Annotated in this window: 22 protein-coding genes and 1 pseudogene; 13 read left to right on the plus strand and 10 right to left on the minus strand. The window is 68.2% G+C overall.

Annotation, left to right across the window (positions count from 1 at the left end):
* Window positions 1-4: 4 nt before the first annotated feature.
* Window positions 5-844, minus strand: coding sequence for an NmrA family transcriptional regulator (locus ACQ5DX_RS19875; RefSeq protein ID WP_430334201.1), 840 nt, complete (start codon window positions 842-844; stop codon window positions 5-7).
* 120 nt (window positions 845-964) lie between these two features.
* Here ACQ5DX_RS19875 and ACQ5DX_RS19880 point away from each other — a divergent pair, with 120 nt between their 5' ends.
* Window positions 965-1,876 (plus strand): LysR family transcriptional regulator, encoded by a 912-nt coding sequence (locus ACQ5DX_RS19880; protein ID WP_430334202.1) that lies wholly within the window; start codon window positions 965-967, stop codon window positions 1,874-1,876.
* 11 nt (window positions 1,877-1,887) lie between these two features.
* Here ACQ5DX_RS19880 and ACQ5DX_RS19885 read toward each other — a convergent pair whose 3' ends face one another.
* The 3 genes and pseudogenes from ACQ5DX_RS19885 to ACQ5DX_RS19895 all read right to left on the minus strand — a co-directional run bounded on the left by ACQ5DX_RS19885 (window position 1,888) and on the right by ACQ5DX_RS19895 (window position 3,846).
* A complete protein-coding gene (locus tag ACQ5DX_RS19885; RefSeq protein WP_430334203.1) occupies window positions 1,888-2,208 on the minus strand; it encodes a hypothetical protein in 321 nt (106 codons plus the stop codon).
* Window positions 2,209-2,353: 145 nt separating this feature from the next.
* The gene (locus ACQ5DX_RS19890; RefSeq protein ID WP_430334204.1) at window positions 2,354-3,199 is read right to left on the minus strand and encodes a hypothetical protein; all 846 of its coding nucleotides are present in this window, start codon (window positions 3,197-3,199) and stop codon (window positions 2,354-2,356) included.
* 138 nt (window positions 3,200-3,337) lie between these two features.
* Window positions 3,338-3,846: pseudogene (locus ACQ5DX_RS19895) on the minus strand (uracil-DNA glycosylase family protein).
* Between the two features lie 291 nt (window positions 3,847-4,137).
* Between ACQ5DX_RS19895 and ACQ5DX_RS19900 the strand changes: the two are divergent.
* The gene (locus ACQ5DX_RS19900) at window positions 4,138-4,605 is read left to right on the plus strand and encodes an SRPBCC domain-containing protein (RefSeq protein WP_430334205.1); all 468 of its coding nucleotides are present in this window, start codon (window positions 4,138-4,140) and stop codon (window positions 4,603-4,605) included.
* A 171-nt stretch (window positions 4,606-4,776) separates the two neighbouring features.
* Entirely contained in the window at window positions 4,777-7,107 is a 2,331-nt protein-coding gene (locus ACQ5DX_RS19905) for an arylsulfatase (RefSeq protein WP_430334206.1), read from the plus strand.
* A gap of 455 nt (window positions 7,108-7,562) precedes the next feature.
* Here the strand turns inward: ACQ5DX_RS19905 and ACQ5DX_RS19910 are convergent, their stop codons facing one another.
* Window positions 7,563-7,955: a DUF1801 domain-containing protein gene (locus ACQ5DX_RS19910; RefSeq protein WP_430334207.1), complete on the minus strand. Its 393-nt coding sequence runs from the start codon at window positions 7,953-7,955 to the stop codon at window positions 7,563-7,565.
* Between the two features lie 134 nt (window positions 7,956-8,089).
* Window positions 8,090-9,358, minus strand: coding sequence for a S1 family peptidase (locus ACQ5DX_RS19915; RefSeq protein ID WP_430334208.1), 1,269 nt, complete (start codon window positions 9,356-9,358; stop codon window positions 8,090-8,092).
* Window positions 9,359-9,693: 335 nt separating this feature from the next.
* On the opposite strand from ACQ5DX_RS19915, the gene ACQ5DX_RS19920 reads away from it, so the two are divergent.
* The 3 genes from ACQ5DX_RS19920 (at window position 9,694) to ACQ5DX_RS19930 (ending at window position 12,007) form a co-directional block, all read left to right on the plus strand.
* Window positions 9,694-9,999: a hypothetical protein gene (locus ACQ5DX_RS19920; protein WP_430334209.1), complete on the plus strand. Its 306-nt coding sequence runs from the start codon at window positions 9,694-9,696 to the stop codon at window positions 9,997-9,999.
* A 56-nt stretch (window positions 10,000-10,055) separates the two neighbouring features.
* A complete protein-coding gene (locus ACQ5DX_RS19925; protein WP_430334211.1) occupies window positions 10,056-10,223 on the plus strand; it encodes a hypothetical protein in 168 nt (55 codons plus the stop codon).
* A 374-nt stretch (window positions 10,224-10,597) separates the two neighbouring features.
* Window positions 10,598-12,007, plus strand: a complete 1,410-nt coding sequence (locus ACQ5DX_RS19930; RefSeq protein WP_430334212.1) for a WS/DGAT/MGAT family O-acyltransferase — start codon at window positions 10,598-10,600, stop codon at window positions 12,005-12,007.
* A gap of 15 nt (window positions 12,008-12,022) precedes the next feature.
* Here the strand turns inward: ACQ5DX_RS19930 and ACQ5DX_RS19935 are convergent, their stop codons facing one another.
* Together ACQ5DX_RS19935 and ACQ5DX_RS19940 are read right to left on the minus strand one after the other, a co-directional pair.
* Complete coding sequence (locus tag ACQ5DX_RS19935; protein WP_430334213.1) at window positions 12,023-12,247, minus strand: hypothetical protein; 225 nt, start codon at window positions 12,245-12,247, stop codon at window positions 12,023-12,025.
* Window positions 12,248-12,282: 35 nt separating this feature from the next.
* Entirely contained in the window at window positions 12,283-13,035 is a 753-nt protein-coding gene (locus tag ACQ5DX_RS19940; RefSeq protein WP_430334214.1) for an HNH endonuclease family protein, read from the minus strand.
* A gap of 168 nt (window positions 13,036-13,203) precedes the next feature.
* Between ACQ5DX_RS19940 and ACQ5DX_RS19945 the strand changes: the two genes are divergently transcribed.
* Window positions 13,204-14,148: an aldo/keto reductase gene (locus ACQ5DX_RS19945; protein WP_430334215.1), complete on the plus strand. Its 945-nt coding sequence runs from the start codon at window positions 13,204-13,206 to the stop codon at window positions 14,146-14,148.
* Between the two features lie 69 nt (window positions 14,149-14,217).
* Here ACQ5DX_RS19945 and ACQ5DX_RS19950 read toward each other — a convergent pair whose 3' ends face one another.
* On the minus strand, window positions 14,218-15,234 hold the full coding sequence (locus tag ACQ5DX_RS19950; RefSeq protein ID WP_430334216.1) for a beta-ketoacyl-ACP synthase III: 1,017 nt from the start codon (window positions 15,232-15,234) through the stop codon (window positions 14,218-14,220).
* A gap of 345 nt (window positions 15,235-15,579) precedes the next feature.
* On the opposite strand from ACQ5DX_RS19950, the gene ACQ5DX_RS19955 reads away from it, so the two are divergent.
* From ACQ5DX_RS19955 to ACQ5DX_RS19970, 4 genes are all read left to right on the plus strand, one after another.
* The gene (locus ACQ5DX_RS19955; protein WP_430334217.1) at window positions 15,580-16,710 is read left to right on the plus strand and encodes a DUF4185 domain-containing protein; all 1,131 of its coding nucleotides are present in this window, start codon (window positions 15,580-15,582) and stop codon (window positions 16,708-16,710) included.
* 134 nt (window positions 16,711-16,844) lie between these two features.
* A complete protein-coding gene (locus ACQ5DX_RS19960; RefSeq protein WP_430334218.1) occupies window positions 16,845-17,279 on the plus strand; it encodes a nuclear transport factor 2 family protein in 435 nt (144 codons plus the stop codon).
* Between the two features lie 70 nt (window positions 17,280-17,349).
* Window positions 17,350-17,967, plus strand: coding sequence for a class I SAM-dependent methyltransferase (locus tag ACQ5DX_RS19965; protein WP_430334219.1), 618 nt, complete (start codon window positions 17,350-17,352; stop codon window positions 17,965-17,967).
* A 105-nt stretch (window positions 17,968-18,072) separates the two neighbouring features.
* A complete protein-coding gene (locus ACQ5DX_RS19970; RefSeq protein ID WP_430334220.1) occupies window positions 18,073-19,908 on the plus strand; it encodes an acyl-CoA dehydrogenase in 1,836 nt (611 codons plus the stop codon).
* Window positions 19,909-19,933: 25 nt separating this feature from the next.
* Here ACQ5DX_RS19970 and ACQ5DX_RS19975 read toward each other — a convergent pair whose 3' ends face one another.
* Window positions 19,934-21,397, minus strand: a complete 1,464-nt coding sequence (locus ACQ5DX_RS19975; protein ID WP_430334221.1) for a PLP-dependent aminotransferase family protein — start codon at window positions 21,395-21,397, stop codon at window positions 19,934-19,936.
* Window positions 21,398-21,477: 80 nt separating this feature from the next.
* Between ACQ5DX_RS19975 and ACQ5DX_RS19980 the strand changes: the two genes are divergently transcribed.
* Both ACQ5DX_RS19980 and ACQ5DX_RS19985 read left to right on the plus strand, forming a co-directional pair.
* Window positions 21,478-22,107 (plus strand): pyridoxamine 5'-phosphate oxidase family protein, encoded by a 630-nt coding sequence (locus ACQ5DX_RS19980; protein WP_430334222.1) that lies wholly within the window; start codon window positions 21,478-21,480, stop codon window positions 22,105-22,107.
* Between the two features lie 104 nt (window positions 22,108-22,211).
* A complete protein-coding gene (locus ACQ5DX_RS19985) occupies window positions 22,212-22,931 on the plus strand; it encodes a hypothetical protein (RefSeq protein WP_430334223.1) in 720 nt (239 codons plus the stop codon).
* Window position 22,932 lies beyond the last annotated feature (1 nt).

Here is a 22,932-nt window from a genome sequence, read left to right on the forward strand (position 1 = left end):
CCGGTCACCCCACGTTCCAGATGCCGGTGCCGGCGGTGCGGACGGCGAAGTTGGTGAAGTCGACCGGAGATCGGCCCAGTGCACGCTGGACGCCGTCGCCCGGCGTCGCGTTGCGACCGTCGAGGACCGTGGTGAACAGGTACATCAGCAACTCGACCACGTCGCCCGGAACCTGCTCGGCAGCCAGTGCGGCCGCGTAGTCCGCGGCGGGCACCTGGACGTAGTCGATCTCGCGTCCTGCGGCGTCGCCGATGGCGGCGACCGCCTCGGAGAAGGTGAGCGCCCGGGGGCCGGTCAGTTCGTAGACCTCGCCGACGTGTCCCGGCTGAGTGAGTGCCGCGACCGCGACGTCGGCGATGTCGTCCGCGTCGACGAACGGCTCGGGAACGTCGCCGGCCGGCAGCAACACCCGGCCACCGAGAATCGGGTCCAAAAGGTAGCTCTCGCTGAAGTTCTGACTGAACCAACTCGAGCGCAGAATCGTCGCATCTGCGCCCGAATCCGTCAGCGCCTTCTCACAGGTGCGGGCCTCGATCTCGCCTCGACCGGAGAGCAGCACCAGACGTCGCGCGCCGCGATCCACCGCCAGTTCGGCGAAGGAGGCGATCGCCGCGGCCGCGCCGGGCGCGGCAAGGTCCGGGTAGTACGAGACGTAAACAGCTTTCATGCCGTCGAGCGCGGGCTCCCAGGTCTGTGGATCGTCCCAATCGAACGGAACCCCGCCCGCGCGAGTTCCGATACGTACGGGCAGGTCCAGCGCGGTCAGTCGTTGTGCGACGCGGCGACCCGTCTTGCCGGTGCCGCCGAGGACGAGTGTCGGTGAAGTCCGGTTGTGTGCGGTCATGTCGTGCTCCCTGTTGCTCGAAATTTGTCGTCCCATCCACGATCGGCCGGGGCCACCGAGCGAACAATGGCTGTTCACGCAAGGATCGTTAACCTGTGGGTGGACGAACGGAGGCTCTGCATGGAGCGGCGTGACATCGAGATATTCCTGACGCTGGCCGAGGAGTTGCATTTCGGCCGCACCGCCGAGCGCTTGCACGTGTCCACGGCGCGGGTCAGTCAGACCGTCAAGACGCTCGAGCGCCGCATCGGGACCTCGCTGTTCGAACGGACCAGCCGACGGGTGGTGCTGACTCCTGTCGGTCGACGGCTCGAGGAGGATCTGCGGCCGGCGTACCGGCAGATCCTCGAGGGAATCGCCAGGGCGATCGCGGCCGGGCGAGGACTCGACGGCGTGCTGCGGGTGGGCTTCGTCGGCACCGCGATCGGCCAGCTCGTACTCGAGATCGCGAACGTCTTCCACGCACGCCACCCCGGCTGCCGCGTGCAGATCCGGGAGAGCCGCTACAGCGACGGCGTGGGGCTGCTGGCGGCCGACGAGGTCGACGTCCTCGTCGCCGCAGCCGACACCACGAACGTCCGTGACCTGGACCAGAGCCCCGTGCTGCTGCGCGAGCCGTCCGTCCTCGCGGTCTCCGCTCGGCACCCGCTCGCGCGTCGCGAATCAGTAGCCCTCGACGACCTTGCTCAGGCAAAGGTGTTGCGCCCCCGCGGCTTCCCCGACGAGGTGGACGAGGCTGCGGTACCGCGGACGACGCCGGGCGGCGCGATGATCGAGCGCGGCCCCGACTTCGGCACGGTGCAGGAGATGCTGGCCCTCGTCGGCGCCGGCCAGGGCGTGTTCCCGGTGCCCACCCACGCAGCCCGGTACGACTCGCGACCGGACGTGGTCTACCTGCCCATCCGGGACGGCCTTCCCTTCGAATGGCGGTTGATCTGGCGAACCGCCGCCACCACGAACCGGATCCGAGCCTTCTCCGAGGCCGCCCAGCAGTACCTGACCGCCGGACGTAACCCACTGCTGGAGAAGTGATCCGGGTTCAGTCACCCATCACTGCGTCCGGTCCTCTTGCTTGCCGCCACAATTCGCGCTTCCGCGAACCGGGCCATGACTCGCTCGGTCATCTCCGGCCATGGAGGTCGCCGTAGGACGGCAAGGCTGCCGATCACCGCCGCCGCGAAACCCGTACATACGCCGATCAACGCGTGCCGGCCGGTGTCGACCACCGGCGTCCACGTTGTTCCGTCAGCTCTGATTGTGTAGATGCCGACCGGGTGCTCGGGCCGACGCCCCCATCCATTCCGTGACACGGTGACGATCGTGATGTCGTCACTTACCTGGTAGGGCTCACCGAATACCAACAATCGCACCCTCCTCGTCGGAGGTGATCAGTCTAGTGTTCGGGCCGAGCGCTCGTGTCGAAACAAGCTTGCCACCGTCGAGCACCGGGTCACATCTCGCAGTGGTCGTCGCGAAAATTTCTGGTGCGCAGATAGTCTCGCGCTACCCTCAGCCCGCGACCAGTTCCGAGATGATGAAGAAGAGTAGCGTCCCGCAAATAAGCCAGTTGGAGGTGGCGTGCGCCGCAGCCGCCGTCGATACCGCGGGCGCCCGGAGCGCGGCTCGCTGCGCGCGGGAGCGGCGGGTCTCCTCGTCGGTGCCCTCCTCCCAGTCCAGGCGACGTTGCATGTTGCGTGCTCGAACCTCGGCCCGGACCATCTGGACGCGGTCCCATTCACTCGGGTCGTAGGGTGCGCCGACCGGTAGCGGAGGACAGGCCTCCTCGGCGGGAGGCGGCACGTCCCGCAGCGCATCGATCTCCGAACGGTGACGTCGCACCGCACGCAGGTACACCCATTCGAAGTAGAACCCGCTGATCACGAGAGCAATCCCCGCCGCCACCGGAATACCCATCGTCAGATGAATCAGCCCGAAGGTGACCTGCTTCCGGATCCGACGACCAGCGGTCCACCCTTCGGCACCGGCCCGGAAGATTCGCTCCTCGTCATGAGCGAGTAGCGGTACCAGAAGCGCCAAGCCGAGTGGGACGGCGACCGCCAGCAGCGTCCAGCCGATACCGTCCTTGCCCGTCTGCCCCAGCGAGATGTTGCCGGTTCCGCCGAGGGCAACCCACCAGCCGAACCTCGTGAACGGCGCGACGACGGTCAGTGCCCAGAAGGTGGTGGCCACCAGTGTGAGCTGAACGATCGCCGCCGGCACCATCCACCAGCGGATCGCTCGCACGGTGGCCAGATATTCGGCGCGGCGCACGGTGCTGCGGGTCAACTGCCGCACCGACAACACCATCGATGTGACGACCGCCAACAGAACGATCGCGGAAACGATGTCCCCCACGTGCGCCTCGTACCTCCCACATGTGCGCTGAAATCCCCGACGATCGGACTCTGCCGTTCCGTCGGGGGACGACCGTCGCACACGGCACCGACAAACCGGTCTGGGCGAGGGAAGGAAGCAAGATCCGGTGGGGCGCCCCTACCCGGCGTCGTGCACAGCGCCGGCCGCCGTCCGGAGATCTGCGACCAGCGCCGCGAATGCGTCGTGGCGGTCCTCCTCGGGACCTCGCAGTACCGCCGACGGATGGATCGTTGCGTACACCGCCGGGTTCAGTCCGGACGCGACGTCGTCGTCGAATCGCAACGCCTCCCCGCGATGCGCGGTGACGCGGAAGGAAGGGCCGAGCAGCGACTGCGCGGCCGTGGCACCGAGACAGAGCACCACAGTGGGGCGAACCGCCTCGATCTCGGCGATCAGCCACGGACGGCAGGCCACCACCTCGGTACGGCCGGGCTTCTGGTGGATCCGCCGCTTCCCTCGTTCCGCCCTGACGAACTTGAAGTGCTTGACCGCGTTCGTGACGTATATACGTCGGCGGACGCGGAGCCTGCCCCGAACACGGTCTTCGTCGCGGCGCGGTACAGGCCACACCCGTGGCAATCGCCGGCCGCTTCACGTAACTGCTGGACACTGGTCGACGCCGGCACGAACCTTTGTGCACCGGTCGCGTCACGGGCGGTCTTCCGGTCCGCCGGGACCCCACCGGTGCCGCGTCCGTGCGGGTCCGTGCCGCTACGTTCTGTACTCACCGTCGAAGAGTTCCCGGGCACTGCCGCCGAGAAACCGCTCTCGCCGAGAAATCGATGCAACGGCGGTGCACGCAGCCGGGAATACGCGCGGCCGAGGCTGTCCCACCTGAAAGCTACCCTTTCGGACAAACAACCCTCGCCCCGCGTCGACGTGATCACAGCGGGCGGGGCCGATCGCTGGGGGCAGTCATGGGCTACGCATCGTTCACCAACTGGCGACGCCTGGAGGGGGACCCGAACCTCATCTGGCACGCCTTCACCCACCCGTCCGAGACTGCGCAGTACGAGGAACACAAGACGGAGACCGTGCTCGGGCCGGACTTTGCGATGGCCGCCGGAGACTGCTGGGACAGCAAGCACGGCGAGGAATGCGACTTGGACGTCGTCCGGTGGACCATCACCCGGCACGTGCCGAACGAAGTGTTCGAGTTCACCGGCAAGCAGCGGGGGATCCGACAGAACGTGATGCTCACGATGGAACCCGCGGACTGCGGCCACATCGTGACCGAGACCATTCACTTCCGCCCGGCGTTCGACGGCAAGTTGGGTACACAACTACTGTCCTGGCTACTGCTGGCCACCGGGCTGCTGGCCAAACTCGGCGACGACCGCGGCGAGAATCTCGATCTGCTCGAAGCGCATATTGCGGCCACGTAGCTACCCACGGGCTACGCGCCTGGCCCGCGGTGGGCGCCGACATGTCGAATTCACCCGTGGCGGGTGAACTCGACAGTATCCCCTTCATCCATCGAACCTGCCGGAGTATCTTCGCGTTGGACTAGACGCGAGATCCCTTGAGAGACAGGGATCGCCGACAGAGGGAGCGGGATGACCACCAACCAATTCGGCGCCGAGCAGATTCCAGGTGGCGAGACGCTCCCGTTCCCACCGACACCGTCGGGGAGCATAGCGGGCCGCACCATGCAGGAGTCGGTGTACAACCCGCGCCCGAAGGCCCGGCACCTTCCGGAAGATGCACCGAACATCCTCGTCGTCCTCATCGACGATGCAGGTCCCGGCCTGCCGAGCGCATTCGGCGGCGAGGTGAACACCCCGACGCTCGAACGGACGCTCGGCGAGGGCGTCAGCTACAACCGCTTCCACACCACCGCGATGTGCTCGCCGACCCGCGCTTCGCTGCTGACCGGGCGCAACCATCACCGCGTCGGCAACGGGCAGATCGCCGAACTCGCCAACGACTGGGACGGCTACTCCGGCCACATCCCCAAGTCGAGCGCTACCGGCGCCGAGGTCCTGCGCCAGTACGGCTACACCACCGCCGCGTTCGGCAAGTGGCACAACACCCCGGCCGAGGAGACCACCGCCGCCGGCCCGTACGACAACTGGCCCACCGGTGTCGGTTTCGACTACTTCTACGGCTTCCTCGCCGGCGAGGCCTCCCAGTACGAGCCGAACCTGGTCCGCAACACCACCGTCGTGCTGCCGCCGAAGACGCCCGAGGAGGGCTACCACCTCAGCGAGGACCTCGCCGACGACGCGATCGGCTGGCTGCGCCGGCACAAGGCGCTCGACGCCGATCGACCGTTCTTCATGTACTGGGCCAGCGGCTGCATGCACGGACCGCACCACATCATGAAGGAGTGGGCGGACCGCTACGCCGGCAAGTTCGACGACGGCTGGGACGCCTACCGCGAGCGGGTCTTCGAGCGGGCCAAGGACAAGGGGTGGATCCCGCAGGACGCCGAACTGACCGACCGCGACCCCACGATGCCGGCGTGGGACGACATCCCGGACGACGAGAAGCCGTTCCAGCGGCGTCTGATGGAGGTCGCCGCCGGGTTCGCCGAACACTGCGACGTCCAGGTCGGGCGGCTGATCGACGAGCTCGACGATCTCGGCTACCGGGACAACACCCTCGTCCTCTACATCTGGGGCGACAACGGCTCGTCGGGTGAGGGCCAGGAGGGCACCATCAGTGAGCTCCTCGCCCAGAACGGCATTCCCACCACCACCGCGCAGCACATCGCTGCACTCGAGGAACTCGGCGGGCTCGACGTGCTCGGCTCCCCGAAGACCGACAACATGTACCACGCCGGGTGGGCGTGGGCGGGCAGCACGCCGTACAAGGGCATGAAGCTGCTCGCCTCCCACCTCGGCGGCACCCGCAACCCGATGGTCGCCCGGTGGCCCGAGAAGATCACCCCGGATCCGACGCCGCGCACCCAGTTCCTGCACTGCAACGACCTGGTGCCGACCTTCTACGACATCGTCGGCATCACCCCGCCGCGGACCGTGAACGGGATCCCGCAGGACCCGATCGACGGCGCCAGCTTCGCCCCCACCCTGGTCGACCGGGATGCGAAGGCCGGCAAGCTGACCCAGTACTTCGAGATCATGGGTAGCCGTTCGATCTACCACGATGGCTGGATGGCGTCGGCGTTCGGCCCGCGCGCACCGTGGTTGAAGGGCGTACCCGGCGGCATCCGCGACTGGAGCCCCGACGACGACACCTGGGAGCTCTACAACCTCGACGAGGACTGGACCCAGAACCGCGACCTCGCCGAGCAGCATCCCGAGAAACTCGCCCAGCTGCGCGAACTGTTCGCGATCGAGGCCGCCAAGAACAAGGTCCTGCCCGTTGGCGGTGGGCTCTGGGTGGTCGCAATTCATCCCGAACAGCGCATCACCACCCCCTACACCAGTTGGGAATTCACCAGCGACGTCGTCCGGATGCCCGAGTTCTGTGCGCCCGCACTGGGCAACAAGAACAACTGGGTCACCATCGAGCTGACGGTTCCCGACGCGGCGAGCGGAGTGCTCTATGCCCTCGGCGGCAACGGCGGCGGTCTGACGTGCTTCATCGACGACGGCTACCTGTGCTACGAGTACAACCTGTTCATCCTGATGCGGACCAAGATGCGCTCTACCGCACCGGTATCCCCCGGCAAGCACACCATCGAGGTGCTCACCGAATATGCCGAGGCGCGTCCCGGCGGCCCGCTGAACGTGACCATGAGCGTCGACGGGCAGGTGGTGGCCAAGACGGCCGTGCCGGTCAGCGCGCCGCTGCTGTTCACCGCCAACGACTGCCTCGATATCGGAACCTGCCTCGGCTCCCCCGTCTCCCTCGACTACTACGACCGAGCACCGTTCCCGTTCAACGGGTCCATCGACAAGGTGACAGTCGAGTACACCTGAGTGCCGCGGTTGGCGTGAGGCGCCGGCTCACCCACAGTCACGGCACGTCATCGACCACACCGAACAGCGCAACATCCCGGACCTGTGTCGAGTTCGCCCGACTCGGGTCCGGGATGTTGTCCGATACGGCTCGGCGTCAGCCGAACGCGGCTACTGCGCCGATCAGGCCCAGAATCGCACCGACGCCACCGATGATGGTTCCGACGCCGCTGACGATCGGCTGAATCTTCTTCAGCATTGCAAGATCTGCTTCAGACGAGCCCATGTTCTCTCCCCGACTTCATTGGACACCCACCGGCGTTTGCGGCGGCTCAAAGTGCCGCCCGACCTTCCGTCGAGGCGGCAAAAAGTGACACTAATCCACTCTGTGCCTTCTGTCGCATCGAAATTCGGGCACGCCACGCACCGGGTCCACCGACGACGCGACCCGCGGTCGCGGGCGGGGACGCACGGGACTAGGACATATTCAGCGCCACGGCGGCGCGAACGAGGGCCATGAACGCCTCTTCGTCGATCTCGTCGCCCTCGTGGAAGTCGATGGCGCGCCTGGTGTTGCCTTCGAGGCTCGAATTGAAGAGACCCGCGGGATCGTCCAACGAGGCACCCTTGGCGAAGGTGACCTTCACGACCTTCTTGTACGTCTCACCGGTGCAGATCATTCCGGCGCGATACCAGACCGGAACCCCTCGCCACTTCCACTCCTCGGTCACGTCGGGCTCGGCCTGCTGGACGAGACCCCGTATCCGGGACAGCATCTCGCCTCGCCAGTCCCCCAACTCCCGGATCCTCTCGTCGATCAGCCGAGAGGGGGATTCCGCGTCATTCGAGCCACTGTTCTTGTTCGTCATGTGTGTCGGTCGCTCTCTCGAGGGTTGTCGGCGCTCGCCCGTGATTCGAGTATCTCCGCCGACCACCTCGATTTCATCGCAATTCCAAGCGTGTCGGGAGCGTCCGGCTCATGCTCAGCGTGCGTTTCCGGCGACTACGACCCAGTCGAGCCGAGGCTGCCGAGCGGGCTCGTGCCGCCGACCATCGACTCGGGTGTCTCGCACAACCCGGCCGGATGCGAGGCGGTGCGCAGGCCGACACCCGGACCCGCCGGACACGACGACCCGTTCACGTGGGAGAGGATGGCGCGCACCGGGATGCCGAAGCTCATCGTCCCGCCCGGGGCGGCAGCCGCACGCGCACAGTCCGCGGCGTCGGCGACGTTGGATCCGCTGGTGATGCCCAGAGCGAGCGTGCCGGTGACGATCGCGCCGCCGCTGTCGCCGGCGAGGGTGCACGCGCTGTCCGTGAACCCGCGCACGCTCCAACTCTCGCCGCCGTCCCCGAACAGATCCGTGGTGAAGTCGGAGTCGAGCACCTTCCCGCACGTGTAGCCGGACGTTTGACCCGACTTGCACACGGGCGCACCGACGACGGGCACCGCCGTACCGGTCACAGTGAGAACGCCGGTGGGTCCGCCGCGCACCTCGGGCCGGCCGAGACCGGCGGCAGCGGCCTCCGGCGTCAGCCTGATCACCGAGTAGTCGAGTCCCCCGCCCGAGGGGCCGATGCCGGACGCACCGAAGTCGCCGACCCGGGGACTGGTGCGGATACTGGTGGGAGTCGGCGCGTACACCGATGCCGCGTTCGCCGTTCCCGTCGTCGCCCTGCTCGGATCGCAATGACCGGCGCTGAGCACCAGTGGCGTCCCAGCTCTGTCCGCCGCGGTGAACCCGAACGAGCACACCAGAAGGGGCTGCGCCGTGGCCAGCGGACCGGTGGCGGCGATGTATGCATCCCCACCGATGGGGTCGGTACCGGATGCCACATGGAACTGCGGCGTCGTCGGCGGCGCATCCGACAGCCGCTTCTGTTGGGCCAGTGCACCTTCCATGCCGTCGAGCGGGGTCGACACGACCTCGGCGCGATAGCCGGCCGCGGCGACGCGGGCGGCGGCAGCCGGTGACCCGACCGCAACGATGGGGGTGCCGTCGTCGCCGAGCCACGCGCCGCCGAAACCGCCGGGGTCGACGCGGCGCATGTCGCTTGCATACCCCGCCACCTGCTGCGCCGCATCGGCGCGGGCGAGATACTCCTCCGGAGTCAGGTGCAGGTCGCGCTCGATGGCCGCGACCAGGTCCGCGGGGAGTCGGTCTGCCGGTGACGGAGCCGGTTGCGCCTGCACGACGCCGGTCGCCGACAACGCCGCGAGCGCAACACTGGTACCGATGATTGCGGCGCAGCGCGCCAGCCGAATACGCATATCGCCCCTCTGCCGGTTGCCGTCCGGTTCGTCACCGCACCTACGGTGCGCGACACCCGTAACCGTGCGGGTAGAAGAAAAGATACGGCAAACGAACTGGTCCGTACCTCGGTTCCGGCTACTCGACGCCCTCTCGATGCGGCCGCCGGACTGTCAACGCGACGGTTCGCGCTCCGGAACACTTGACCGGTGCAGTGCCGCCTGAGCGAGCGCTCAGCGACTCGGCGCTCTACCATTCCGAGAGCCTCGCGATCGGCGAGGTCGTCGTCGGGCGAGCATCCAAACGGTGCTCGAACGGGTACTTGTACCGCCAAAAGTCGCGAACAGGGAGTCTCATGAACCACGAACTCGGAGATCAGGCGACCGTCACGGCCATCACGGGCGATGTCGTGTTCATCGGCAGTTCCACCGCCCTGGACGAGGCCGGCGAGCTGGCGCGGGCGTTCGGCCACGGCCGAAGCGATGTCGTGCGGGGAGATCTCGCCTACGCGGTGGTCGACGACGACGTCCTCGACGGCATCTGCACCGCCGCCGAGGCAGGACTGTTGGTTCAGGTCCGTGCCCTCGAGGTGACCGTTCTGACCGTCAACGACGCACGCACCCTCTTCCGCGTCGCCCCGGAGCCCATCTCGCTGGCGTGATCCGACTTCAGCCCAACCTTGGCCTATTCACAGGGTGCGGTGCTAAAAAAGTAGACATGTCATGGTTGTGGATCGCACTGGGGGCGTGGATCGTCGTCGCCCTCGGCGCTGCGCTGCTGATCGGACGCGTTATTCGTCGCGCCGACAGCGAGGAGCTCGGATCCACACTCGACTGGGATCCGGCCGCTCTCGAGACCGAGGACTCCCCGCACCCGCGCGACTGACGCCGACGTGGAGGCTCACGCACCCGATCGGTAGCCCGTGCCCAGGCACCCACATTGCGTGCCGCAGTGCCGCAAATCAGAAGGCGGACAATCCGTTCCCGCCGCGTCGATACCCCCTTCCGGAATGACGCCGAATCCGGCCACCCCCACGACGCCGACTCTCGACGAGCCCTGGCACGGGCCTGGTTCGGCGCGGGCGCTCCGACAACCGGACGAATCGTCCGACACTTCCGGCAAACACCCAAAAAGGCACATTTACCTGGACATTTGACAAGTGGCGCCGTCGGCGTCGATCACGTACAACTGACAGCATTCCGTGATCGACCCCACATTCCGTGCCCGTTCCGGGCGCGACAAACCGAAGGGCGACCCGTATGCCGCTCCCCATGTCACCGGCCGATTCCGTCTTCCTCCACGGTGAGTCCCGGGAGCATCCCATGCATGTCGGCGGATTAGTCCTGCTTCAGCCACCGGACGGTGCCGATGCGCACGACGTCCGCGAGATGCTCGACCAGGCGATCGCGCGCAATCAGGTCACGCCCCTGCTCGGCAAGCGCCCTCGCCGGTCGGTTTCCTCACTCGGACAGTGGAGTTGGGAACCGGACGCCCAATTCGACATCGGCCACCACATCCGGCACGATGCCCTCGCCCAGCCCGGCGGGATGCGCGAGTTGTCCGCGCTGGTGTCACGACTGCACAGCACGCTGCTCGACCGCAACCGCCCCCTCTGGGAGATCCACCTCATCGAGGGACTCGCCAACGGCCACTACGCGGTCTACACCAAGATCCACCACAGCGTCGCCGACGGCGTCAGCGCCATGCGTCTGCTGCGCCGCTCGCTGAGCATCGACTCCGACAAGCGGGACATGCCGGCGCCGTGGGAACCTCGGGGCCACACCGAACGGCCGACCGCCGCGGACGGCGGACTGCTCGATCTCCCCCTGTCCGCCGTGCGCACCGCCGTGGACGTGGTGGGCGAAGCCACCGGACTGGTCCCCGCGGTGGCCGACACAGTGCTGCGTGCCTTCCGCAACCAGGGCGGGCCGGTCTCGTTCGCTGCGCCGCACTCCGTCCTGAACGTGCCGATCACCGGGGCACGCCAATTCGCCGCCCGCAGTTGGTCACTCGACCGATTGCGGCTGGTCGCGAAGTACGCGGACGCCACGATCAACGACGTCGTGCTGGCGATGTGCTCCGGCGCGCTGCGCAGGTACCTCGAGCGCGACGGCGCCCTACCGGACCGGTCGCTGGTCGCGATGGTGCCCGTGTCGCTGCGCGGGGAACGCGAGCAGCCACAGCCGATCAGCGCACCGAACGAGCAGAGCGGCAACCGAATCGGCACCCTCATGTGCAACCTCGGGACCGACCTGACCGACCCGGCCGCGCGACTCGAACGGATCCGCACGTCCATGGTGGAGGGCAAGGCCGCGCTGCGCGGGATGAGCACCGCCCAGATCCTCGCGATGAGCGCACTCGGCTCGGCACCGCTGGCCCTGGACATGCTGCTGGGGCACCACGGGCCGGTGCGCCCGCCCTACAACCTCGTCATCTCCAACGTCCCCGGCCCGAACTCCCCGCTGTACTGGAACGGGGCACGGCTCGAGGCGCTGTATCCGCTGTCGCTCCCGCTCGACGGCCAGGCCCTCAACATCACCTGCACCAGCACCGACAACTCGATCGCGTTCGGCCTCACCGGTTGTCGTCGGGCGGTGCCGCAGCTGGCCCCGATCCTCGACGGTCTCGACGCCGAACTGGACGCACTCGAAACGGCCGTCGGCATCTGAGCACGGCCGGCGCCGTCACGCCTCGAAGGGGATCACGTTGCCGGCCGGGTCCCGGGCCCCGCTGTCCGCCTCGATCGCGTCGGCGAGCTCGGCGACGGTCGCCCACACACGGGGCGGTTCGTCGTCGAGGTTGCCGATGGTCAACCAGGCTTCGGTGCCGCGGTAGCGCACCAGGCCCCGGTAGTCGTCGTCGAGGGTGACATCGAGCGCCCCGGACACCGTCCCTTCCTCTGCGGTCATGACGGCGGCCTGAACGGGGATCGCGACGATGTCGTTTATCCGGAGCCTCCTTGAAGGACACAGGTGTCGACGGCGGTCCGCAGAGCGGCCTGCTCGGCGGGGTCGACGGACAGTCCGTACTTTACCTTCACCTGGAGGTATCGGTCGACGTACGTGCACCGGAACTTCCCGGGCGGCAGGTAATTCGCGGCGTCCTGATCGCCCTTGGACCGGTTGGCCGACGGATCCGCCGCAACGAGGTTGACGGCGTCGTTGGCGATGCGACGGCGCGTGTCCTCGTCCATCGCCGCCGCGCCCGAGCGCCATGCCTCCGCGAGCGCGACGATGTGCTCCGCATCCACCGCCGACGACTCCGTCATCCACTTGTACGGCTTCAGTTCACCGGTCTTGCGGTCGAGGAACCCGTACTCGTCCTGCCATCCCCCGCCCGAACCGACCGTGAGTGCACAGGTTTTCGGGTCCAGCCGTACCGAGCCGACCGCGTCGCGCAGCATCATCACGTCACGCGTGGTGCACCGCCCGTACTGCGCGAAGTCCGCACCGAAGCCGTGTTCGGGCTTGTTCAGGTCCCAGTGCGGGAACTGTTCTCGGCTGTAGCCGGTCATCGGCAGTTCGGGTGCGACGGTGACCTGCGCGAGCAGCCCCGACAACTCCCCCGCCGGGATCGTCCGCGGCGTGGATCCGGGACCCCCGTCATCCGTACCCAACCACTCGTCGACCAGGACGTAGCCAACCGCCATGATCACTGCCAGACACACCGACCCCAACACCGCCAGAAACCGACGCACCGAACCCTCTTCTCTCGCACATACGTTCGCAGCGACGAATCCTATCGGGTCCGAAAAACGCGTCTTACCACACACCGGAACTCGGCCTCGCGGCCGTCACCGTCGCGGGCGTACAGTCCGAAATCGGGCAGATCGTCCGCCCGCTCGAGTGTCAGCGTCAGGAGTTCGATGTCCCCCACCATGCAGTACGCCACGCTTCCCGGAACCGATCTCGTCGTCTCGAAGGTCTCCCTGGGCTGCAACAACTTCGGCTCACGGATCGACGCCGCCGAGTCGCACGCGGTCGTCGACGCCGCGTTCGAGCACGGGATCACGTTCTTCGACACGGCCGACGTCTACTCCACCGGCGAGTCCGAGAAGATCCTGGGCGCCGCACTCGCCGGTCGCCGCGACCAGGCCGTCATCGCAACGAAGTTCGGCGCACCGATGAGTGAGACCGATCGCGGCTCGGCCCCCGACTATGTCCGACGCGCGTGTGACGCCAGCCTGCGACGGCTCGGCGTCGACCACATCGACCTCTACTACCAGCACATGACCGACCCCGACGTCCCGATCGAGGACACCCTGGGCGCGCTCGACGGGCTGGTGCAGGCCGGCAAGGTGCGGCACATCGCGTGCTCGAACAGCTCCGCCCAGCAGATCGCGCACGCGGTCGACACGGCGCGCGAGCGCACGCTGCCGCAGTTCGTGGCCGCACAGATCGAGTGGAACTTGCTCGAGCGCAAGGTCGAGGCCGAGATCGTGCCGACCTGCGCGGAGCGCGGGCTGGCGGTGATTCCGTACTACCCGCTCGCGGCCGGCCTGCTGACCGGGAAGTACCGCAAGGGCAGCGCGTTCCCCGCCGGATCACGCTTCGACAAGTCCGAGTACTTCGCCGCCACCGCGACCGACGACGCCCTGTCCCGAGTCGAGGAGCTGCTGCCCCTGGCGGCCAAGCTCGACCGGCAGCTCTCGGAACTGGCACTCGCCTGGCTCGACGCCCGGCCGCAGATCGCGTCGGTGCTCATCGGCTCGGCGTCCCCCGCCCAGGTGGCCCGCAACGTCAATCATCTGCGCCGTCCGCTCGACGAGGACGAACTGGCGCTGATCGACGCCTTCCTGACCGACAACTGACCGAACGAACGATGACGGGCCCGCTCGCAGCGCGAGCGGGCCCGTCAGTCGACCTAGGTCGGTTCTGCGTCAGTCCTGGGCGAGCGGCGGCAGGGTCACGACCTGGCCGGCGTACGACAGGCCGGCGCCGAAGCCGACCAGCAGCGCCAGCTCGCCCGGCTTCGCCTTGCCGGTGCGGATCACTTCCTCCATCGCCAGCGGAATCGATGCCGCCGACGTGTTGCCCGTCTCGGCGATGTCGTCCGACACCGGAACCGACTCGGGCAGCTTGATCTGGCGCGCGATGACCTCGTTGATGCGGCCGTTCGCCTGGTGCGGAATGAACGCACCCAGATCCTCGAGCGTGACACCGGCCCGCTCGGCGGCCTTCAGCGCGATCTTGCCGACCTCGAAGGCGGCCCAGCGGAAGACGGTCGTGCCCTCCATCTTGATCCACGGACGCTGCGACGGATCCTTCGCGAACGACAGCCAGTCCGGCTCCTGGCGGATCGCATTGGCCTGCGAGCCGTCCGAGCCCCACACGACCGGGCCGATGCCCGGCGTCTCGCTCGGCCCGACCACGACCGCGCCGGCACCGTCACCGAAGATGAACCGCACCGTGCGGTCGGTGGGCTCGGTGCTGTCGGTCATCCGCTCGACGCCGACCACGAGCACGTAGTCCTCCGTGCCGAGCCGGACCATGTCGGACGCGACGGACAGTGCGTAGCAGAAGCCCGCGCAGCCGGCCGTCACGTCGAACGCGGCCGAACCGCCGGTGCCGAGCGCGTCGGCGACCACGGCCGCACAGTGCGGCGTCTGCAACGGGTAGGTGGACGTCGCGATGATGACGGCGCCGATCTGCTCGCCCTTGATGCCGCTGGCCTCGAGCGCCTTGCGACCGGACGCGATGGCCATCGCGAGCACGGACTCGTCGTCGTTGGCGAATCGGCGGTTCTTGATGCCCGAGCGCGTCTGGATCCACTCGTCGGTGGAGTCGATCGTCTGGCAGATCTCGTCGTTGCTCACGACCCGCTCCGGGCGGTAAACCCCCAACCCGAGGATGGCGGACTGCCTGACCTCGGTGGAGTTCGAGATCTGCGCAACCATGTTCGGTCTCCTCTTCAGCAATATCTCGGGGCTCACGCGGCCCCGCCCATCACGACACGGTACTTCGCGAACCGGACCTGCACTATCACTCGGGTATCCCGATCTCACGCCGCGCGCGACACGTCGGCCCGGCCGGATCGGGCGGACACCCGCGACATTTCACCCTCGCCACCGCTCCCGCTTCCAATTCGGGCAATTCCATGAATGGCGACGCCGCAGTTACGTCAATTCCCGGATCCCGGGCTTCGAATTCAATTCCCCTGCTAGCCTGTAACGCGCTCGCACGAATGATCAGACGGTCGAGATCTGGGCATAACACCAGGTAGATCCCGCTATCCACCACAGATGGGGACATCCGTGAGGCTGAACCGAGTGCACTCCGCAGTCGCATCCCTGATATGCGCATCCGCGTCCGTGCTGGCTTTCTCCGCCCCCGCCGGCGCCGACCCGAATTCGGTCAATCCGATTCCCGTTCTCAATGGCACGAACGGATTACCGGCCCTGCACGGTCGAAGTCAGGCCGTGGCGCAGGCGACGGGACTGCTCAGCGCCAACCGCACGCAGGACTACAACGTGCTCGGCACCGACCTCGGCATCATGTGGGACAACGGCAACGGACAGGTCCTGACCGCGTTCGGCGACACGGCCGGGCTCGGCATCCCGAATCTGTTGGTCGGCAGCCTGTGGTCGTGGCGCAGCAACGTCCTCTTCCGCAGCTCCGACCACGACCTCGCCGACGGCATGACCTTCGACAGCACACCCCGCGACATCGTCGGCCAGTCGAAGGAGCTCATACCCAGCCCTAAGATCCCGTTCGTCGAGATCAGCCGCATCCCCACCGCGGGCGTCGCGGCCGACGGCGTGCAGTACATGAGCATGATGTCGGTCAAGGACTGGGGCGACCCCGGCAAGTGGGAGACGAACTACTCGAGCCTGGCGTTCTCCACCGACGACGGCGAGAACTGGACCGAGGCCACCGAGACCCGACGTCCCCCCGTCGCCGGCAACCGCAACTTCCAGATGGGAGCGTTTCTCAAGGCCGACGGCTTCGTCTACCAGTACGGCACCCCGCCCGGCCGCGGCGGACTCGTCTACGTCGCGCGCGTGCCGGAGCAGAAGATCCGCGACCTCGGCGCCTACGAGTACTGGGACGGCGGCAAATGGGTGCCGAAGAACCCCGACGTCGCGGCGCCGATCGTCTTCGGTGGCGTCGGCGAGATCTCGGTGCAGTACAACGACTTCCTGGGCCAGTACCTCATGCTCACGACCGACGACCACAACTCCGTCGTCATGCGCCGCGCGCCCACGCCCACCGGGCCGTGGGGCGCACCCGAGGTCCTCATCGACAGCGGCGAACTCCCCACGATGTACGGCGCGTACATGCACCCGTGGTCGTCGGGCCCCGACCTCTACTTCCTCACCACAGTCCACTCCAACTACAACGTCCTGCTGATGCACACGACGCTGCAGCGCTGACCGCCGGCGGCACACACCCGCTACCGACGTCGCACCCGGTCGTGCACCGAAACGGTGTGCGATCGACGCGAAACGCGTGTGCGACTGCTACCGTCGACCCAAGCAAACGATTGGTTCGGGCGAGTGGAGGCGACGTGGAGCAGCAGAAGAGCACCGACCCGCGCGGCGAGATCCAGGATCTACTGGCCCGGATCGCGCAGCTCGCCGACGACGGCACCGTCGAGGAGTACCTCGAGCACTTCACCGCCGACGCGATCTGGGAGTCGCAGCCCAACCCTGTGACCGGCATGGCCGCCCAGATGCGCCAGGGCGTTGCCGTGATCGAGGAGGGCGTGCGGGAGCGCCGTGCCGGCGGCGTCCAGGGCCCGGGCACGTCGAGCCGACACGTCATCACGACCGTCGCGGTGTCGCTGGACTCGGAGACCGAGGCGTCGTCGACGGCGTACTGGCTGTTCTTCCGGGACACAACCACCGAGCCGCGGCTGGCAGGCGTCGGACGCTACGACGACACGCACCGTTACGAGGACGGACGCTGGAAGCTGGCGCACCGCCGTATCACCGTCGGCTGACGCCCCGCGGGGGATGAACGGTCGCGAGGGCGCCGGGCACGGGACGTGACCCGGCTATACCGTCGTTTCCATGGATGCACAGGACTGGGACGACCGGTATTCGCAGACCGACATGGTGTGGGGGGCGCCGCCGAATCCGGTGGTGGTCGAGTTCGCGACCTCACTACCCGCCGGTCGGGCGCTGGACCTCGCGTGCGGCGAGGGCCGGCACGCACTGTGGCTCGCGACGCGCGGGTGGCAGACGACCGGTGTCGACTTCTCGCCGGTCGCGATCGACAAGGCCCGGCGGGTGGCGGCGCAGGCGCCGCGGTCGGTGCGCGAGCGTCTGACGTACGTCGTGGACGACGTCACGACGGCCGCCGCGCTGGACGATCCGTCCGGCTATGACCTGATTCTCCTGATCTTCGTCCACCTCGATCCGGCACAGCGTCGCACGCTTGTGAGCCGCATCATCGATGCGCTGAAACCCGAGGGAATCCTCATGATCCTCGGGCACGACGCGACCAATCCCACTGAAGGCGTCGGCGGCCCTCAGGACCCCGAAATCCTTTACACGCCCGAGGATTTGAAGGACGATCTGAACGGACGCCTCGACGTGACGGTGGCCGAACGGCGCCATCGGGACGTCGAAGGCGGCACCGCGATCGACGCGCTTCTGGTCGCCCGCAGGCCCGCCCTTGGCAGCTAACTTAATCGCGAGTAACATCGGCTAAGTTACCGGCGAGTAGCTACTTGGGCGGTACTCGACGGAAAGAAAGACCGCACCAACGCAGTGCCACTTCAGGGAGAGAACATGGGCCACTACAAGAGCAACGTCCGCGACCTCGAGTTCAACCTCTTCGAGGTTCTGGGTCTGGACAAGCCGCTGAGCGAGGGCGTGTGGGGGGACCTCGACGCCGACACCGTCAAGGACATGCTGTCCGAGGTCGCGCGCCTGGCCGAGGGCCCGCTCGGTGAGGCCTTCGCCGACGCCGACCGCAACCCGCCGGTGTTCGACCCCGAGACGCACGAGGCGACCCTGCCCGAGTCCTTCAAGAACTCGTTCAAGGCGATGTGGGACGCCGAGTGGTACCGCATGGGCCTGAGCGAGGAGATCGGCGGCGTTCCGGTTCCCCGCGCGGTGGTGTGGGCAATCGCCGAGATGCTGCTGGGCGCGCAGCCGGCCGCGTTCATGTACGCCGCCGGCCCGTCCTTCGCGAACGTGCTCTTCAACAACGGCACCGACGAGCAGAAGCAGTGGGCCGCCACGCTCGTCGAGCGCGGCTGGGGCGCCACGATGGTGCTGACCGAGCCGGATGCCGGCTCCGACGTCGGCGCCGGTCGCACCAAGGCCATCAAGCAGGACGACGGCACGTGGCACATCGAGGGCGTCAAGCGCTTCATCACGTCCGCCACCTCGGACGACCTGTTCGAGAACATCTTCCACCTGGTCCTCGCGCGCCCCGAGGGCGCCGGCCCGGGCACCAAGGGCCTGTCGCTGTTCTTCGTCCCGAAGTTCCACTTCGACTTCGAGAAGAACGAACTCGGCGAGCGCAACGGCGCCTTCGTCACCAACGTCGAGCACAAGATGGGCCTCAAGGCGTCCGCGACGTGTGAGCTCACCTTCGGTGGCCACGGCACCCCGGCCGTCGGCTGGCTGGTCGGCGAGGTCCACAACGGCATCGCGCAGATGTTCGACGTCATCGAGCACGCCCGCATGATGGTCGGCACCAAGGCCATCTCGACCCTGTCGACCGGCTACCTCAACGCGCTCGACTACGCCAAGCAGCGCGTCCAGGGCTCCGACCTCACGCAGATGACGGACAAGACCGCCCCGCGCGTCACCATCACCCACCACCCGGACGTGCGCCGCAGCCTGGCGACGCAGAAGGCGTACGCCGAGGGCATGCGCGCGGTGTACCTGTACACGGCCGCCCACCAGGACGTGGAGATGGCGCAGCTCGTGTCGGGCGCCGACGCGCAGCTCGCACACCGCGTCAACGACCTGCTGCTGCCGATCGTCAAGGGTGTCGGCTCCGAGCGGGCGTACCAGTACCTGACCGAGAGCCTGCAGACGCTCGGCGGCTCGGGCTTCCTGCAGGACTACCCGATCGAGCAGTACATCCGCGACTCGAAGATCGACTCGCTGTACGAGGGCACCACCGCCATCCAGGCGCAGGACTTCTTCTTCCGCAAGATCGCTCGTGACCGCGGTGTCGCGCTGGCCCATGTCGCCGGCGAGATCAAGAAGTTCATCGACAGCGAGGCCGGCAACGGCCGACTCAAGGCCGAGCGCGCCCTGCTCTCGACGGCCCTCGAGGACGTCCAGGCAATGGCCGCGGTTCTCACCGGCCACCTCATGGGCGCCCAGGAGCAGCCCACCGAGCTGTACAAGGTGGGACTGGGTTCGGTCCGCTTCCTGATGTCGGTCGGCGACCTGCTCATCGGCTGGCAGCTGCTGCGCCAGTCGGAGATCGCGCTGAAGGCGCTCGACGAGGGTGCCTCCGGCAAAGACAAGCCCTTCTACGAGGGCAAGGTCGCGACGGCGTCGTTCTTCGCGAAGAACGTCCTGCCCGAGATGACCGCGACCCGCAACATCCTGTCGCACCTCGACAACGACATCATGGAGATGGACGAAGCGGCGTTCTGATTCGCCGTTCGAGCAGTCCGCGAAGCTACTGAAGCGCCCGGCCGGGATGGTTCCCCGGCCGGGCGTTTCGGTGCACGACGTCGGCAACGACGGCCGCGACCTCGTCCGCACGGGTCTCCGGCAGGCGCGCATATCCGCACACCAGCCCGCGCGGGCCGTCGGTATCGGCCAGGAACGAGGACAGCGGCGGCACGGTGACGCCTCGGCCGCGCAACGCGGCGGCGATCGCGGTGTCGTCGCTTCCGTCCGGAAGCCGGAGCACCACGTGCAACCCCGCGTCGACGCCGACCAGCCCGACACCGGCGCAGTGCCGCCGGAGCGCGCCGACCAGAGCCGCTCGCCGGGCCGCGTACGTGCGTGACGCCCTCGCGAGATGCCGAGTGAGGGAGCCCGATTCGATGAACCGGGCCAACGCGAGCCCGCTGACCGTGCAGGCGCTCTCCCCGCTGAGCGCGAGCGCCTCGGTGACCCGATCCCGGAGCGCTCGCGGCGGCAGCAACCAGGCCAGTCGCAGCGCGGGTGTGAGAACCTTCGACGCCGTGCCGACGTAGGCCACGCAGTCGCGCCCGCCGTCCACACTGTGCAGCGCGGGCAGGGCGGACACGTCGTACCGGAACTCGCCGTCGTAGTCGTCCTCGATGAGCAGTGCACCGGATTCGGCGGCCCACGCGACGAGGTCGGCGCGACGGAACACGGGAAGGCGCGCACCGAGCGGATACTGGTGCGCCGGAGTGCAATACACGGCCGCATCGGAGGCGCGCAGCGACGCGGGGTCGAGCCCGTCCGCGTCCACCCCGACGGAACGTGTTCGGGCACCGGACATCTGGAGCGCCCGCCGCGCCTCGACGTAGCCCGGCTCCTCGAACGCGACATCACGCCCCGCGAGCCCGGCGGCCGCGGCAACCGCTCGCAGGGCGGACGCCACGCCCGGCACGACGATCAGGTCGTCCGGATCGGCGACGATCCCACGCGTGCGGCGCAGGTGCCCGGCCAGGGCGAGCCGCAGCTCGGCATGCCCACCCGGCCCCGCCGCGGTGAGCGGAACGGGTGCCGCGGCAGCCACCCGCCAGGCGCGACGCCAGTCGGTGGTCGAGATCAGGTCGGTGTCGGGATGCCCCGGGGTAAGGTCCCACGTCGGAGGTGTCGGCCGCGACGGGCGCGGCGGCACCGCGGGCGACGCCCCGGGAGCGACGTGCGGGGCGGCGCCCGCGGTGGCGGCGGTGTCCGCGCCCGCCGCGATCCGGGTGCCGGACCCCGCCCGCGCGTCGACGTAGCCGGCCGCGCCGAGTTCGTCGTACGCGTCGACCACCGAGGCTCTTGCCACACCGAGTTCCGCCGCCAGGACGCGCGTCGCCGGGAGCACGTCACCCGGCCCCAGCCGGCCCAGCCGGATCTGCTCGACGATCGCCTCCGCGATGCGGTGCCGTAGCGGCGAATCGGTGGCCGGCAGTTGCAGGGTCACGTGGCGGTCGGGAGTGTGGCGGGACACGACGGCCACCATAGTGGTCTACCCATTCGATGCATTTCTGGACCTATTGAACAGTCCGCAAAGCAGGAACCATTCGGCGCATGGATCGAATCAGGAGATATCCCGACCTCGCCGGCGACCAGCGGGCCGACCTCGACGCCGTGCTCGACGCCGCTGCGGTGGGCACACTGGCGACCGTGGTCGACGGACTGCCGTGGGTCGTACCCATGCTCTACGCCCGCGACGGTGACCGAATCGTGCTGCACGGATCCACCGGTGCCGGTGCGCTGCGGCACGTCGCGGCCGGCGCTCCGGCGGCGTTCGCCGTCACGATGCTCGACGGGATCGTGGTGGCAGACACGCTCTTCGACTCGACGGCCAACTATCGATCGGCGGTCGTGCGCGGGAATCTGCGCCAGTTCGGCGGGGACGAGGCGGTGCACGCGCTCGACCTGATGTCCGATTCGCTCGTTCCCGGTCGCAGTGCGGAGGTGCGCACCCACACGAAGAAGGAGCTCGCCGCGACCCTCGCGATGGTCCTGCCCATCGAGCCGGGGTGCTGGACGGTCAAGGTGCGCGACGCACCGCCGCCGGCGCCGACCACGGACTCCGCCGCGTGGGCGGGCGTGGTGCCGCTGCACACCTCGGCCCGCGAGCCGATTCCGGCGCCGTGGGTGGCCGCGGGCACGCCGCCGCCCGAGTCGGTGCGCCGACTCGTCGACGGGCGGTGACAGGCGCACCGCGCGATTCCGTCGTGCACCCGGCACGGAACCGCGCGGTGTGTTTGGCTGGTAGCAGTCGATCCCTGCCACCGAATCTAGGTTGGTGAGCCGCTGTGACCAGCACGGACGAACGCACCGGGTTCCCCGGACACTCCGGACCCGCACTCGCGGTGCGCGCGGAAGGACTGACCCGCACCGGACCCCTCGGCCCGGTGTTCGGCCCGGTGGATCTGCGCATCCCCTTCGGGGGCCTGGCGGTGATCCAGGGGTTAGCCGGGTCCGGCCGCACATCGCTGCTGTTGACCCTGGGCGGCCGGATGAGACCGTCGACGGGACGGCTGAGCGTGCTCGGGCGGACCAAACCGGCGGCGATCCGCGCGGTGTCCGCGATCGCCGGGTTCGCGGGCATCGACAACATCTCGGAGTCGGTGACGGTGCGCGATCTCATCACCGAGCAGATCCGTTGGGATGCAACGTGGTACCTGCTCATCCGCAGGGCCGGGCAGCGTGAGCTCGAGCAGGTGTGCGCCCCCGTGTTCGGGGACCGACCGCTGCCGAAACTGACCGAGTACGTCAGCGACCTCGGGGAACTCGACAACCTTCTGCTGCGTATCGCCGTCGCCAACACGCAAGTTCCCCCGCTGCTGCTGATCGACGACCTGGAACAGGTGCGGGAGGAACACGATCGGGCGCTGCTCGTCCAGCACCTGGCCGCGCTCGGAGCCCGGCAGACGGTGATCGCGTCCGCGGTCAATCCGCTGCCACCGCACTCGCCCGCCCACGAGTTCCATCCGATACCCGCCGGGACGCCGACCGGGGAAGTCGAGGAGTAGC

Origin of the sequence: Rhodococcus sp. ACT016, from assembly GCF_050477185.1 — a bacterium.
In the GTDB taxonomy this organism is placed as follows: domain Bacteria; phylum Actinomycetota; class Actinomycetes; order Mycobacteriales; family Mycobacteriaceae; genus Prescottella.

Coding starts and splice junctions, on each gene's coding strand:
- ACQ5DX_RS19915 (WP_430334208.1), bottom strand. CDS start 9,358: ATGCGTATTCGGCTGGCGCGCTGCGCCGCAATCATCGGTACCAGTGTT.
- ACQ5DX_RS19935 (WP_430334213.1), bottom strand. CDS start 12,247: ATGACCGCAGAGGAAGGGACGGTGTCCGGGGCGCTCGATGTCACCCTC.
- ACQ5DX_RS19925 (WP_430334211.1), top strand. CDS start 10,056: ATGTCATGGTTGTGGATCGCACTGGGGGCGTGGATCGTCGTCGCCCTC.
- ACQ5DX_RS19965 (WP_430334219.1), top strand. CDS start 17,350: ATGGATGCACAGGACTGGGACGACCGGTATTCGCAGACCGACATGGTG.
- ACQ5DX_RS19880 (WP_430334202.1), top strand. CDS start 965: ATGGAGCGGCGTGACATCGAGATATTCCTGACGCTGGCCGAGGAGTTG.
- ACQ5DX_RS19875 (WP_430334201.1), bottom strand. CDS start 844: ATGACCGCACACAACCGGACTTCACCGACACTCGTCCTCGGCGGCACC.
- ACQ5DX_RS19945 (WP_430334215.1), top strand. CDS start 13,204: ATGTCCCCCACCATGCAGTACGCCACGCTTCCCGGAACCGATCTCGTC.
- ACQ5DX_RS19970 (WP_430334220.1), top strand. CDS start 18,073: ATGGGCCACTACAAGAGCAACGTCCGCGACCTCGAGTTCAACCTCTTC.
- ACQ5DX_RS19950 (WP_430334216.1), bottom strand. CDS start 15,234: ATGGTTGCGCAGATCTCGAACTCCACCGAGGTCAGGCAGTCCGCCATC.
- ACQ5DX_RS19930 (WP_430334212.1), top strand. CDS start 10,598: ATGCCGCTCCCCATGTCACCGGCCGATTCCGTCTTCCTCCACGGTGAG.
- ACQ5DX_RS19910 (WP_430334207.1), bottom strand. CDS start 7,955: ATGACGAACAAGAACAGTGGCTCGAATGACGCGGAATCCCCCTCTCGG.
- ACQ5DX_RS19905 (WP_430334206.1), top strand. CDS start 4,777: ATGACCACCAACCAATTCGGCGCCGAGCAGATTCCAGGTGGCGAGACG.
- ACQ5DX_RS19955 (WP_430334217.1), top strand. CDS start 15,580: ATGGGGACATCCGTGAGGCTGAACCGAGTGCACTCCGCAGTCGCATCC.
- ACQ5DX_RS19920 (WP_430334209.1), top strand. CDS start 9,694: ATGAACCACGAACTCGGAGATCAGGCGACCGTCACGGCCATCACGGGC.
- ACQ5DX_RS19980 (WP_430334222.1), top strand. CDS start 21,478: ATGGATCGAATCAGGAGATATCCCGACCTCGCCGGCGACCAGCGGGCC.
- ACQ5DX_RS19900 (WP_430334205.1), top strand. CDS start 4,138: ATGGGCTACGCATCGTTCACCAACTGGCGACGCCTGGAGGGGGACCCG.